General features: G+C 41.5%; 13 protein-coding genes. 1 reads left to right on the top strand and 12 read right to left on the bottom strand.

Annotated elements, in window-relative coordinates:
• Nucleotides 1–6 precede the first annotated feature (6 nt).
• A complete protein-coding gene (locus tag ACXAC4_RS03980) occupies nt 7–546 on the top strand; it encodes a GspH/FimT family pseudopilin (RefSeq protein ID WP_475159205.1) in 540 nt (179 codons plus the stop codon).
• Here the strand turns inward: ACXAC4_RS03980 and ACXAC4_RS03975 are convergent.
• The 12 genes from ACXAC4_RS03975 to ribF form a co-directional block, all read right to left on the bottom strand.
• Nucleotides 543–962 (bottom strand): type IV pilin protein, encoded by a 420-nt coding sequence (locus ACXAC4_RS03975; protein WP_475159202.1) that lies wholly within the window; start codon nt 960–962, stop codon nt 543–545. The genes ACXAC4_RS03980 and ACXAC4_RS03975 overlap by 4 nt on opposite strands.
• Entirely contained in the window at nt 949–4,035 is a 3,087-nt protein-coding gene (locus ACXAC4_RS03970) for a pilus assembly protein (RefSeq protein ID WP_475159199.1), read from the bottom strand. Before ACXAC4_RS03970 ends, ACXAC4_RS03975 begins: the two co-directional genes overlap by 14 nt.
• Before the next feature lies 1 nt (nt 4,036).
• Entirely contained in the window at nt 4,037–4,516 is a 480-nt protein-coding gene (locus tag ACXAC4_RS03965) for a pilus assembly protein PilX (protein WP_349287527.1), read from the bottom strand.
• The gene (locus tag ACXAC4_RS03960) at nt 4,504–5,493 is read right to left on the bottom strand and encodes a PilW family protein (RefSeq protein WP_475159198.1); all 990 of its coding nucleotides are present in this window, start codon (nt 5,491–5,493) and stop codon (nt 4,504–4,506) included. The genes ACXAC4_RS03965 and ACXAC4_RS03960 overlap by 13 nt, the downstream gene beginning before the upstream one ends.
• A gap of 1 nt (nt 5,494) precedes the next feature.
• The gene (pilV, locus tag ACXAC4_RS03955; RefSeq protein WP_390447009.1) at nt 5,495–6,052 is read right to left on the bottom strand and encodes a type IV pilus modification protein PilV; all 558 of its coding nucleotides are present in this window, start codon (nt 6,050–6,052) and stop codon (nt 5,495–5,497) included.
• Between the two features lie 100 nt (nt 6,053–6,152).
• A complete protein-coding gene (locus ACXAC4_RS03950) occupies nt 6,153–6,818 on the bottom strand; it encodes a LytR/AlgR family response regulator transcription factor (protein ID WP_475159196.1) in 666 nt (221 codons plus the stop codon).
• A complete protein-coding gene (locus tag ACXAC4_RS03945) occupies nt 6,815–7,840 on the bottom strand; it encodes a sensor histidine kinase (protein WP_475159195.1) in 1,026 nt (341 codons plus the stop codon). Before ACXAC4_RS03945 ends, ACXAC4_RS03950 begins: the two co-directional genes overlap by 4 nt.
• A 4-nt stretch (nt 7,841–7,844) precedes the next feature.
• Nucleotides 7,845–8,774, bottom strand: coding sequence for a 4-hydroxy-3-methylbut-2-enyl diphosphate reductase (gene ispH / locus ACXAC4_RS03940; protein WP_475159193.1), 930 nt, complete (start codon nt 8,772–8,774; stop codon nt 7,845–7,847).
• Nucleotides 8,774–9,214, bottom strand: coding sequence for an FKBP-type peptidyl-prolyl cis-trans isomerase (fkpB, locus tag ACXAC4_RS03935; protein WP_138483742.1), 441 nt, complete (start codon nt 9,212–9,214; stop codon nt 8,774–8,776). The genes ispH and fkpB overlap by 1 nt, the downstream gene beginning before the upstream one ends.
• Nucleotides 9,211–9,720, bottom strand: coding sequence for a signal peptidase II (gene lspA / locus ACXAC4_RS03930; protein ID WP_138483740.1), 510 nt, complete (start codon nt 9,718–9,720; stop codon nt 9,211–9,213). Before lspA ends, fkpB begins: the two co-directional genes overlap by 4 nt.
• Before the next feature lie 9 nt (nt 9,721–9,729).
• Nucleotides 9,730–12,555 carry an isoleucine--tRNA ligase gene (ileS, locus tag ACXAC4_RS03925; RefSeq protein ID WP_475159189.1) on the bottom strand — a complete coding sequence of 942 codons (2,826 nt, stop codon included), beginning with the start codon at nt 12,553–12,555 and terminating at the stop codon, nt 9,730–9,732.
• A 21-nt stretch (nt 12,556–12,576) separates the two neighbouring features.
• Nucleotides 12,577–13,503: a bifunctional riboflavin kinase/FAD synthetase gene (gene ribF / locus ACXAC4_RS03920; protein WP_475159185.1), complete on the bottom strand. Its 927-nt coding sequence runs from the start codon at nt 13,501–13,503 to the stop codon at nt 12,577–12,579.
• Between the last annotated feature and the right edge of the window lie 100 nt (nt 13,504–13,603).

The following is a 13,603-nucleotide window of genomic DNA, read 5'->3' as shown; positions in this document are numbered from 1 at the left end:
GCAAGGATGGCAGCTAAAAACTCATTTAATCGCGTTCGAGGTTTAACTCTGATTGAGTTACTCGTCACCCTATCTTTAATCGTTATTCTTACTTTTTTGGCTATGCCTTCCTTCAATAGCGTTTTACACAAAAATAGACCTGAAGTGGCGCTTAAACAGATAAAGCGGCAAATCTTTCTGTCGCGAGGCTATGCTATAACCCACGATAAATACATTAGTTTTTGTGGCTTAGTTCATAATAAGTGCCATAAAGACCTCTGGCACGAATCATTAACCAGCTTTGTCGATACCAATAGAAACCATGTACTTGATGCCGATGAAGAAGTACTCTACGTCATTGACCGTATTAATATCCAAGATGAATTATCATATCCACGACATGCCATTACATTTAAGCCCGATGGTAGCCTAAAAGGGTTAGCAAATGGTACTTTTGTCTATTGTGCATTTAACCTCAAAGGAAAACCTACTGGACTTGAAATGAGTATTAATAATGCGGGTAGAGCAAGAATGAGGGATACTAGAAAGTGTAAGGAGCGCATTTAGCGCTCCCAGCAATCATCCGTATCACTAGTACCTGTAGAGCCTTTAATTCCTGTATCTGTAATGGTAAACGAAGAACAAGCAGTATCACCTGCCACTGCACCAGAAGCTGCTGTTGCCGTGATTTTGAATGATGTGCCTGTGTCTGGCACCTCAACTGTAATGGTAAAATAACCATTTTCACTCGTCGAAGGGACATTTATTAAGCTCAAATCATCTGCATAGCTTCTGTTATCAGCATAATATTGCTCTTGTTTATTGGCAGCATCTAATAGTAATACCATTGCATCTGAGCGCGCGGCTCTCTTGACGTATTCTGTATACTGAGGATAAGCGACAGAGGCTAGGATGCCCGCTATCGCTACAACAATCAGCATTTCGAGCAAGGTAAAACCCTTTATATGATTACTTTTCATCATGATCCTCTCGTTTGTAAATATACATTTGTTTTGTCGTAATACCATGTACTTCATTACTCAAAAATGTTGGCTGCCCTGCGCTATTGAGTGTTGGTAAGGGACCCGCTACTTTTGCACTTAAGAATGGTTCGCTCGGTTTACTGCCATCAGGGCCTTTACCTCCAATAGAATCGGTGCTCTTTAATTCTATATTTAAACGGCCTGTGCTGCGTTTGTACCCCCCTTCTGTTTCTGATTCTTTATGGTAAAGGATCACTGGTGTACTGGGGACTTCTCTCTCAGTGTCATACCTGATCTTCTGGAACACGCGCGCACCATAATGTAAATGTAAAGCATATAAAGAACCACCGCCACTGCCTACCGAACATTGGTCTATCGTAGTATCTAAGTGTGGTGTGAACGAAGTAAAGTAAGCAATACCGCCCACGACAGTTGCTTTTGCTAACGATTTTTCTCCAGACCTAAGTTGATATTTCCATCCTTTAAGCGCACCTAGCTCCGCTTCTTTTTCGTAAAAAGCTTGTTTAGATGTTGCTTGGTAGAAAGGTTCATCTTTTACTTGCATAAGCTGGCTATGGTAAATCGTATCTGGTATCTCATCACCTTGGTATGAGCGTGTTACCGTGTTTTCATCACGTATCACATAGAGCTGGTTATTCACTATTTTCTCAAGTGGACTAGCCCTATTACCACTGCCTATAATAATCGCTTCATAGGGGACTTCTCTTCGTGTTGTATACGAGCCATTGTTGGTTATCGTCTTGGTGACTTTACTAAAGAAAGTACGAGCAACTAATGGTTGATAAAAGAAACGTCTATCATCTCTGTCTTTCGAACCTGCTAACTCTGCAAATTTAAAGTGGGTCCAAGGGTTTTCAGTGTCATTTGGTTTATCTCTTGGCATATCAACCCGCCAAATGTTACCACCTGTATCTGCTGCATAGATCCTATCTGTAAATCCATCGTAATCCGAGTCCATGAGTGAAACATCTGCTGCAATACTATGGAGTCCTTCAAATTTACTCGCTTGTTCGGTATTAATACTCGGACCACCTGGTGTCAATGACCAAACTAAATTGCCACTCTCAGCGTCAACAATAAATAAACCTCGTCCCTTGCTATCTTTCGTTTTAGAAATATTGTCTTTATTGGTATCGTAACCTGCAGCAAAAATCACCACAGGCTTTTCTTTTTGTGAACGAATGTATGTCACGAAAGGCTTTGACCATGACTGACCTAACTCTTCAAAGCCTGTTTTTCCTGGTGTTATAGGAGCACCCCATAACATTTTAGGTGTATTGGGACTCGTTATATCTAAGGCGTAGTACGCGGTTCCACCTCTTCTGAGTCCAAAAAACAGCCATACTTTATCTGAACCATTAACAATGCTGTCTCGGTTAATATCTTTATGGAATACCGTTATTGGACCATCAACACCATAAAGCTTAGTTCCATCCTTCTTATTCATTAGAGGCTTATGAATATCAAGCAACTGACCAGGTAAAAACGCCCAACTTTCATTTACAGTGTTGCCATTATCTTTGAAGGCATGCAAAACACCGGAGTTAGTGCCAACAAAGACACGGATATCATTATTGCCATAATCCATGGTAACCGGTTTTGAGTGAAGAGGATCACCAAAGATGTCTTTTCTTATATTTGAGTCGCTGTTTTCATTTAATACATCTTTACCTGAAGCCCAATTCATAATTTGCTTAGCTTCAGTGTTATCATTTGCGTTAAATAGTTTTCTTAATTGCTTTGCACCAACTTTATTTTTCGCTTTAGTCCATTTGAAATCTATCAGAGTACCTTTCCCAAAATCCGAAAATAGTTTACGAGAGGTTTGCTTAGATAATTGATAATTCACACCACCTTGCTCGATATTATTTCCATCTTTTGAACCAGGTGCAGACCAAAAGGTTGTCGCATCTTTACTGATAATGCCATCTTGTGCATCGAGCGCAGGCTTATTTGACATATCGATGATTTCACCGTCTTTGACTTGAAGCTTTTTTAGATTCCCTCTCCATCGAGTATGTTTTTCAGGTAAGAACATGGTGTAGTACAGGGAGTTACCACTTTGAGTTTGATCTGAGCTATTCATTGATACCGAAGGAGACACAAAACTCGAATTCCGTTGATTGATATCACTGATGATTTTATTAAAGTCTTCTTTTAATTTTTCCGCAGTATCCGCTTGATAGTATTTACCACCGCCTAGTTCAGCGGTTTTTTTCAAGATATCTTCTCCAGCATCACTCATTCCTTGTCCAAAGCCAACCGTATAGACATATGCTGTGTCTTTTAAATCTGAAGAACTTGGATATAAATCTATTTCGACAGGATCACTACCACCGCGGCCATGCATAACAGCAGCAATAGCTGGCATGTAATTGCTTCTTACAACTGGTACAGTTTCATTATAAATACCTTTATGCTTCCAGTAGATACTATTATTGGCATTACCATCTGCAGATGGATCGCCATCAGTCATCAAGATCACATTTACCGCGCTATTACAACGCTGTTCCCCGGCTTTGGGCACAAACGGAGAAATATACTTACCACCCGATTCGATACTCGTATCTCTACCAGATGATTGACCGTCTGCATAGCGAACGCTCCCACCGGTCAAATAAAGGTAGGCTTCCCAAAGCGTTTCACTTAAAGGCGTACCGCCATTGGCCTCTAATGTATTTATTTTATTTTTTATCTCAGAACTGCTCGCGCCTATACCTGACAATACATAACCACCCTGATTATCACTGTTAAAACGCATTAAGCCAAAATCGACATTTGTATTATCATTTATAAGCTCAGTGATGGTATTTTTTGCAACCCCCAAACGATTGTCTGAGCATAATATATATTTTCCTCTGTAGTAGTCATAACCACAGCTGTATCCAGTTGTACTAGAGAATGCCATACTGCCCGAGGTGTCAAATACAATCATTACCCTAGGCTTTTCTTGAATATCGATATTATGTTTAACGAAAAGCTCTATATCTTCAGCTTTTGTAGTAAAGGCAATGATCAAAGCTATAAGGCAAAAAAATACGTTATGTTTCATCTTAGCTGCCCTCATTGTGACTAATGATTTCTTGACCAATCCCTATGACCACAGTAATTGTATGCTTATTCTTAGAACCGTAAGTGATGGTTGACTCCATTTCCGTTAAGTTGCAGGTTAAGCCATCTGTATAAGCGAACTGCCTTGGGCAATGCAATTCCATTTCGCCATTATTCAAATTTTTAAGTGTATTCGTCATATGTGAAGGGGTTGAGGACGAACTCATATCCATACCATCATCAGGCATTTGTTGGCGCTTGAGTGTAAATCGATTGTTGGCGCTGGTTCCTTCTGCAACTATGAGTTTATGGATCTCACCAATAAGTTCGGTTTCAGCCTCTGCACGCTCTTGTGCTGCATTGGTAATTTTTAAATCTATACTACTGCTACTCATTAAACTTACAGCGACTGCTGTGACCGCGACTATCATGATCATGGCTGTGATTAGAACAACACCTTTCTGCTTTTTTACATTCGCCATGCTGTAGACCCCACATTATTCAAACGAATTGTCGTTGTAAAAACGGTTCGCCTATATTTATCGGTAAAAGTATGAACTCGTTTATCATCATCTAGTCCGAGCGTATAAGTCTGACTTTTTAACTCTAAATCGGCATCAGCCTCTAAGGACCTGACGAGTAAAAACACTTGAACCGTTAAAATACCGTTGGTGTTTTCCCAGAGCTCTGTGGTCATGTCCTGAGTACTGCGGTAGGTATCCACTTTATTATCTGAGTCACTGTCTATACCAAACACCATACGCATATCTTCAATGCCTTCCATGATAGGCTCAGTCACTAAGCCACCATTTTTAGTTAATCTTTTACGCATTAGAACAGGCACAACTATATCTCTATTATTAATTTTTAAGGTTTGCTCATTGATATAGTAAACATGATGGCTATAAGGCCATAACGTCGCGTTTACTGTAGGTAATGGGTTTTTAGCAGCATCCCCGGTTATAAATTGTGCTTTTTCTTGCTCAGCAATGAAATAATATCGATTCGTATTTGTGATAGTCTCAGGTGTCATCTGACGCCCTTCAAGAAACTTTAACTGAATAACATTTGTGTCTTCCTTCGAGTCGTCAATACAGCCTAGCATTTCGTTGCCATCAGACACTTCTGCGAATATAGGCCTAAAATTTGTCGGGGTGGTATCAGGAAAACTGCCGTTATTTAACCCGCCAAAACAATCAGGATCAGGGTTTGATTCACTTACCGTGTTATCTACTGAGAATTCAGCCTCATAAAATGTGCCCCAAAACCCTATCTGCTCTATATCTCTTCTTAAAATAGATAAAGTTAGGCGACCTGTTTCTTGCAACTCACCAATTGCCATCGTATCTCGAGTGGTTGCTTTCATGCTCACATAAGTCGCAATGACACCACCTAAAATTAAGAAGCCAATAAACATAGAAATCAGAAATTCTAAAATAGTGAAACCTTTCTGCTTCATTTTATCCTCTGATTAATAAGTAACTATCTAGTTTTACTAAACGACGCCTGTCATCGACATTGCCGCACTGTATTGCCTTGGTTGCATCGGACGCCTTAAAGTCTTGCCTACCTCGCCACGAAACAATGACGCTCACATCAAAGCCCATACCTGCAGTATTCGCTACTGGTGTAATATTGATACAGACCGTCGCTTCGTCCAAAGACCCTGTATTTTCTCTTGCTCTAATCGCTGCCTTCCAGTTTTCAAGATCAGTTCTGGCAATATTCTGTGCGCTACATACATCTGTATAACAATCATCTCGAGGGCTTAAATCTGTGTCACTACTAAACGTTTGTTTGTATAAAGACACAATATCTGCAGTATCATTTGACCTTATACGCTGCATAATATCTTCACCCAACGAAATTGCAGCTGCACGTTGCATAGAGTCAAAACTGGCTTTTTTGGCTTGCGCCTGTAAAGCTACAGCGCCTAATAACCCAAAGCTCAACACCATAAATGCGATTAGCACTTCAAGAAGGGTGAACCCTGATTGTGTTCGATTGATGAATGGCATACACAGTCAAAAACGATTTTATGATTAGTGCATTATTTTAGAGTTGATTACTAGAAGCAATTTTTGAAAGGATAAGCGGTTTTTATTTCTGACAAACGGTCTATAAATAATTTTTTATTGCAGAATAAGCGCGGCGGCTTACAGATAGTTTCTCAGGATAATTTTTTAGGCTAATTAAAGCACCGTTACTTGTGTGCTCAAGCTGCTTTATTGATTTCAGTTTAACTAAGGCATTACGATGTATCTGTACAAAATGTCCAGGGTATAAGCTGAGTAACTTTTTAAGGCTTAAATCAATTGTCGCATCACCACCTTGGAAGTAGATCTGCGTTAACTTATCTTCCGCTTTAGCCACTATCACATCATCAACATCGACCCAACGGGTTTGATTCCCCACTTGATACTGAATGCGAGGTTTAAATAAGCGTGCTAAAAGTGAAAACAAATCCGATTGACTTACGGGCTTAACCAAAAAGCCTGCTGCAAACACATTAAAAGCCTGCAAAGCAAATTCACTGTGGCCGGTGATAAAGATTATTTTTAAGTCATGATATTTCTGATTGAGTATTTCAGCCGCTTTAATACCATCAAGCCCAGGCATATTGATATCAAGAAACAATAATTGTACAGAGTGTTCACTTATGGCTGGCTCAACCGCATCGCCAGAACTTACTTGTGCAACACACTCATAATGTGGCCAAGCTGATAGTAAACGAATAATTCTCGCTCTTGCCAAAGGTTCGTCATCAGCAATGATGTATTTCATACTTTAGCTCCAATGGGAATACGCAATTCTGCCACGAACTTATCTTGTTCAATTGTTGTTTGCAAACTTGCACTATTACCAAAGTGAAGCTCAATACGAGCTTTGATATTCGACAAGGCGATCCCCTGCCCTGAATGACTATTATTGTCATGATGAATGATTGGATTAGTTATCTTGATCGCAATTTGTTCATCAGCATCAATAATTAAGACATCAATTTGGCTTTTTTTGCCACTCGGCTCGATGCCATAATTCACTGCATTTTCGAGCAAAGGCTGAAGCGATAAAACCGGAACTTGGCTCCCTAAGTTGCAAGAATCAACCTGCCAAACAACTTCAAACTTATCACTAAAACGCCATGCCTCTATCGCCAAATATTGCTTTGATAAGTTTATCTCATCTTCTAAGGTGGTTAACTGTTGAGTACGCATGGCGGCTTGCGATAAACGCGCAAGATTTAACGTCGCTTGCTCCGCAGCTTGAGTATCAACATGAGTTAACTCAGCAATGGTATTCAGGCTGTTATTTAAAAAATGTGGCCTTATCCGAGCATGTAATGCGTCTAGCTCCGCCTTTGAGAGCGTTTTAATTGTCTCTACTCGTTCAGCATAAATGCTCATTAAATAAATGAAAAATAACTGCATACCTAACCCCAGTACACAGTGCTGAGTCGCAATAGTCCAGTCAATTTGGCCTGCAATATAATGCTGTGATAATAAACTTAGAATTAAGGTGTTTGCTTGAAAAATAGCTAAAACTATAAGGATTTCTGAATAGGAACTGAGTTTTGATAGCTGCGTTTTTAAGCCGTAGACAACAGCCAAACTTGTCGTGCTGACAAGGTGAATAAATAGACTAATTAAACCTAGACGCTCCCATGCTGAGCCAACGCTCATCGGGGCAAACGCTAACAGGGTTGCTAGTAATTGTGAGGTAACGAGCATGGCAAGTACACCACGCTCAGTCACCATAATAGGCAGCAATGCAGATGTTAAATCAGGCGATTTAAACCTTGCTGCCATAAAGTTATCTCAACTCGGCAGGCACCGCAAATACAATGCTTTCTTCGATACCTGGGTTTTCGACCACAGTTTTACCACCTAACTCTTTCAAGCGTGTGATAACTTGTTGAACAAGCACTTCAGGGGCTGATGCACCCGCAGTAACACCGACTGAGTTGATGTGTTCAAACCAGCTAGCATCAACACAGCTTGCATCATCAATTAAGTAAGCAGTTGTGCCCATCTTCTCAGCAAGCTCACGTAAACGATTCGAGTTTGAGCTGTTTTTAGCTCCCACTACCAATAGCACATCGGCTTTATCAGCAAGATCACGCACAGCATCTTGACGGTTTTGTGTTGCATAACAAATGTCGTCTTTGCGTGGGCCATCAATTTCAGGGAATTTAGCACGTAATGCATCAATCACATCAGCAGTGTCGTCAACTGATAAAGTTGTTTGACTGCAGTAGAATAAGTTGCTTGGATCTTTCACTTCAAGGGCTGCAACATCCTCAGGCGTTTCTACTAAGTAAATACCACCTTCTGGGTTGTCGTATTGCCCCATAGTGCCTTCCACTTCAGGGTGACCTTGGTGACCAATCAAAACACATTCAGTACCACGGCGGCTTGCACGTGTTACTTCCATATGCACTTTCGTTACCAATGGACAGGTAGCATCAAATACTTTTAACTCACGACGTTTTGCTTCAGCTCTTACAGCCTGTGATACACCGTGCGCACTGAAAATAACAATGCTGTCATCAGGTACTTGGTGTAGCTCTTCAACAAAAACAGCACCGCGATCTTTTAAGCCATTGACCACATACTTATTATGTACGACTTCATGACGCACATAAATAGGCGGGTTAAAAATATCTAATGCACGCTCCACAATTGAGATAGCGCGATCAACACCCGCACAAAAGCCTCGAGGGTTAGCTAACAAAATATCCATTAGCCAGTTACCTCTAGAATATCAACTTCAAACGTCACCTTTTGACCTGCTAAAGGATGGTTGAAATCAATTGTCACAGAGTCACCTGCCACTTCACGTACAAGGCCTGGTAGCTCGGTGCCATCTGGCTGAGTGAAAGCAATAATACTGCCCACTTCAGCTGGCGCATCAGGACCAAACTTACTGCGCTCAACATAATAGATGTTGTCTGGGTTTGGCTGACCAAATGCATCTTCAGGTTCTAAATCAAAAGATTTACTCTCACCCGCTTTTAAGCCTAAAAGGCATTTTTCAAAGTTTTCAGTCAGGCTACCATCACCCATGAATAACTTTGCAGGTTTGTTATGTACTTTTGTTGAATCAGCTGCCGATCCGTCTTCTAGCTTGATCGAAAAATGAAAAAGAACTTCTGATTTTTCGCCAATGACGTGTTCGCTCATGCTTTTTTCTCCTGAGAACCATCTGCACCTTCACCTGTGAAGGCATCTAAAAGAAGTAGACCCGCACCACAAACAATTGCGATATCAGCTACATTGAATGCTGGATAGTGCCAATCTTGATAATAAAAATGTAGAAAATCTACAACATAACCATGCACTAAACGGTCAACGAGGTTGCCAATCGCACCACCAATGACCATTGAGTAAGCGCCACATAATACCCAGTTTTTCGCAGGCAGCTTTTTCAGCCAATAAGTCAGTAATACACTGATCACCACTGCAATGCTGCTGAAAAACCAGCGTTGCCAACCACCTGCATCACTCAAAAAACTAAATGCTGCGCCATAGTTGTGCATGTAAGTGAAGTTAAAAATTGGCAAAATCTCTATCGATTCATAGAGTTTCATATTTGCCACGACTACAGCTTTGGTTATGTAGTCTACTGCAAAAAGCAGTAGACTCAGTACTAACCAAATTAAACCCGATTTTTGTTTAACTTCGGTCACTCGTTGCTCCTACGCAAACTGACGCTGTTCGCCGTCACCATCAACGTTGCTCACACAACGACCACAGATCTCTTCATGGCCTTCGTGTGTACCAACATCTTCACAGTAGTGCCAGCAGCGGTCACATTTCTTCGCATCCGTTGAAGCGACTTTAATGAATAAGCCATCAATGTCTGAAGACTCTGCGCCTTCAGGTTTCGCACTGACTACTTCAACATTTGCTTTTGACGTCAATAGTACGAAGCGTAACTCGTCACCGATCTTATTAAGCGTTTCAGCTAAGTCACCACCTGTGTAAAGCGTTACTTCAGCTTGAAGGGTTGCGCCAATAACTTCATCTTTACGCGCAGCTTCTAATACCTTGTTAACTGCATCACGTACTTCAAGCACTTGCTGCCAGTATGTATTGTCAAGTTGGCCTTCAGTCACATTTGCTAAGCCGTCGTACCAAACATCAGTGAATACAAAGTCACCGCGCTCACCTGGTAATACATCCCAGATTTCTTGAGCTGTGAAGCTCATGATTGGCGCCATCCAACGCGTCATTGCTTCTGCAATGTGGTAGAGAGCAGATTGACAAGAACGACGAGCATGACTGTCAGATTTAGCTGTGTATTGACGGTCTTTGATTACGTCTAGGTAGAATGAACCTAGCTCACCTGTACAGAAGTTCATTAGCTTTTGCGTTACAACTAACATCTGATAGTTGTCGTAAGCACTGATGATTTCTTTTTGTAACTCAGCGGCACGTGCCACAATCCAGCGATCTAGCTCAACCATATCTTCAACAGCAACTAAGTCAGTTGCTGGGTTGAAACCGCTTAAGTTTGCAAGTAGGTAACGGCTAGTGTTACGAATACGGCGGTAACGATCAGCTGAACGCTTAAAGATTTCATCCGATACTGTCATTTCTGCCGTGTAATCCGTTGATGCAACCCATAGACGTAAAATGTCAGCTCCTAGCTTATTCATAACATTCTGTGGAGAAATAACGTTACCTAAAGACTTTGACATCTTGCGGCCGTTTTCATCTACAGTGAAACCATGAGTTAGTACTTGCTTATATGGAGCATGACCGTTAATCGCCACCGAAGTCATCATAGAAGACATAAACCAACCACGGTGTTGGTCAGAACCTTCTAGGTATAAATCTGCAGGACCTGTTAACTCTTCACGAGCATCAACCACACAAGCGTGTGTTACACCTGAATCGAACCATACGTCTAGCGTATCTTGTACTTTTACATACTGCTCGGCATCAGCACCGATTAAATCAGCTGCGTCTAAGTCATACCAAGCTTGAATGCCTTTTTCTTCAACGAGCTTTGCAACGTCTTCGATTAGGCTCTCAGTATTTGGGTGTAATGCACCTGTGTCTTTATCAACGAATAAAGAAATTGGCACACCCCATGTACGCTGACGCGAAATACACCAATCTGGGCGACCTTCTACCATGTTTGCAATACGGCTCTCACCCCACTCAGGTAACCACTGCGTTTTTTCAATTTCACTTAGTGAATCTTTACGTAGGTCTGCTTGATCCATGCTGACGAACCATTGCGGTGTCGCTCGGAAGATAATAGGTGTCTTATGACGCCAGCAATGTGGGTAGCTATGTTGAAGTGCATGGTGATGCATTAACGCGCCTTTTTCGGTTAGCACCTCAATCACGCTCGCATTGGCTTTAAATACGTGCTGACCTGCAAATAACTCAGTATCAGGCAGGTAAACACCGTTTGCGCCAACTGGGTTTGCCACTTCTAGGCCATATGCTTGACCTGCCACGAAGTCTTCTTGACCGTGACCTGGTGCGGTGTGAACAATCCCCGTACCAGAGTCAGTTGTTACGTGCTCACCTAAAATGACTGGTACGTCAAAGTCATAGAATGGGTGCGCAACACGTAAATTATCTAACGCTACACCTTTTGCATAACCTAATACATGGAAATGATTGAAACCGAAACGGTCCATACAATCTTTAACAAGCTCAGAGCCAAGGATTAGGCGCTGTACTTTACCTTCGTCTTCAACTTGAACTAGGGCATACTCTAGGTTTTCGTGAACAGCAACCGCGCGGTTAGCAGGCAATGTCCAAGGCGTTGTAGTCCAAATAACTGTACCTACCGTACCATTACCTTCATGACCTTCTGTTAAGCCAAATGCTGCAACAACCGCTTCTTGGTCAACAAAGTCAAAACGTACATCAATCGCCGGTGATTGCTTGTCTTGGTATTCAACTTCCGCTTCAGCTAGTGCTGAACCACAGTCTGTACACCAGTGAACCGGCTTAGCGCCTTTGTGTAAGTGACCGTTTTTAATGATACGACCTAAAACACGGATTGCGTTTGCTTCAAAGTCGAAGTTCATTGTTAGGTAAGGCTTGTCCCAGTCACCAAATACACCTAAGCGTTTGAAGTCAGCTTTTTGACCTTCGACTTGCTTTTTAGCATATGCACGACATTTCTCTCTGAACTCTGCTGCAGATACTTTATGGCCAGGTTTGCCTACTTTTTTCTCTACTTGTAGCTCGATAGGTAGACCATGACAGTCCCAACCAGGTACATAAGGGGCATCAAAATCAGAAAGCGTTTTAGACTTAATAATAATGTCTTTTAAAATCTTATTAACTGAGTGACCTAAGTGAATATCGCCATTTGCGTATGGAGGACCATCATGCAAAATAAATGGCTTCTTACCTTTTTTCGCGTTACGAATTTGGCCGTAAAGGTCAGCTTCGTACCAAGCTTTCAGCATTTTTGGTTCGCGTTGCGCAAGATTACCGCGCATTGGAAACTCAGTTTCCGGTAGGTTCAAAGTATGTTTGTAGTCGCTCATTTATCCTAGTTTCCGTATCGGCTACTTAATAGTAAAACATTGTTGTGCGTCAGCCACATCACTTGCTATTTGCTCAGTCAACTGGGCCAATGTCTCGAATTTTTTTTCATCTCGGAGCTTTTTAACCAGCTCCACTTTTAGAAAACGTCCATAAACATTTTCATCAAAATCAAATATATGCACTTCTAATAGTGCTTTCGTGCCATTTAACGTTGGCTTTGTGCCAATATTTGCCACCCCGTTTAATACGCGGTTGTCTAAATAGACTTTAACAGCAAACACCCCCTGTACAGGGATCACTTGGCGTTTTAGTGCAATATTCGCGGTTCTAAAGCCAAGCTCTCGGCCTTTTTTCCAGCCGTGGATCACACGACCTGAAATCGCATAGGTATGACCTAGCATCTGGTGCGCCGAATCTAAATCACCTTGCGCAAGTGCCGCTCTGATTAAAGTACTACTTACACGGCAATCATCACGGCGTAAGCTGGCTGTACTTTTGACATGCATATTTAATTCAGCGCCAATTGCGCTCAGCATATTAAAATCGCCTTGGCGGTTTTTGCCAAACTTAAAGTCATCACCCACTGTGAGTGCTTTCACGCCTAGCTTTTTTATTAACACGTTTCGAACAAACTGTTCAGCATCTATTGCTGCAAACTCTTTATCAAACTTGACACAAATCACTCTATCAATGCCGAGTTTATCTAGTAGAGCAAGTTTATCTCTTAATCGTGTTAACCGTGCAGGCGCCTTGTCTTTAGCAAAAAACTCTTGCGGTTGCGGCTCAAACAACATCACAGTGCTGGGTAACCCATACTGTTCAGCATCTTGCATTAAGCCTTTTAAAACAGCAACATGACCTAGATGCACACCATCAAAATTACCTATCGTCAGCACACACCCAGCGTGTTCTGCTCTAATATTATGGATGCCTCTAATTAATTGCATGAAATAAAAGCCTTCACCACCAATTTATTCAAAGTGCCAGATTATACCCAAGTTGCTTGAAAATGCGAATAATCAGATACCCTTAACCTAAGGCTAATGC

This window comes from Pseudoalteromonas sp. AWM4_233 (genome assembly GCF_056158285.1).
Note: the sequence above shows the minus strand (reverse complement) of the source record. Positions and strands in the feature narration are given on the sequence as shown.

Coding starts and splice junctions, on each gene's coding strand:
- ACXAC4_RS03970 (WP_475159199.1), bottom strand. CDS start 4,035: ATGAAACATAACGTATTTTTTTGCCTTATAGCTTTGATCATTGCCTTT.
- ACXAC4_RS03960 (WP_475159198.1), bottom strand. CDS start 5,493: ATGAAGCAGAAAGGTTTCACTATTTTAGAATTTCTGATTTCTATGTTT.
- ribF (WP_475159185.1), bottom strand. CDS start 13,503: ATGCAATTAATTAGAGGCATCCATAATATTAGAGCAGAACACGCTGGG.
- ACXAC4_RS03980 (WP_475159205.1), top strand. CDS start 7: ATGGCAGCTAAAAACTCATTTAATCGCGTTCGAGGTTTAACTCTGATT.
- ACXAC4_RS03965 (WP_349287527.1), bottom strand. CDS start 4,516: ATGGCGAATGTAAAAAAGCAGAAAGGTGTTGTTCTAATCACAGCCATG.
- pilV (WP_390447009.1), bottom strand. CDS start 6,052: ATGCCATTCATCAATCGAACACAATCAGGGTTCACCCTTCTTGAAGTG.
- ACXAC4_RS03945 (WP_475159195.1), bottom strand. CDS start 7,840: ATGGCAGCAAGGTTTAAATCGCCTGATTTAACATCTGCATTGCTGCCT.
- ileS (WP_475159189.1), bottom strand. CDS start 12,555: ATGAGCGACTACAAACATACTTTGAACCTACCGGAAACTGAGTTTCCA.
- ACXAC4_RS03950 (WP_475159196.1), bottom strand. CDS start 6,818: ATGAAATACATCATTGCTGATGACGAACCTTTGGCAAGAGCGAGAATT.
- ispH (WP_475159193.1), bottom strand. CDS start 8,774: ATGGATATTTTGTTAGCTAACCCTCGAGGCTTTTGTGCGGGTGTTGAT.
- ACXAC4_RS03975 (WP_475159202.1), bottom strand. CDS start 962: ATGATGAAAAGTAATCATATAAAGGGTTTTACCTTGCTCGAAATGCTG.
- fkpB (WP_138483742.1), bottom strand. CDS start 9,214: ATGAGCGAACACGTCATTGGCGAAAAATCAGAAGTTCTTTTTCATTTT.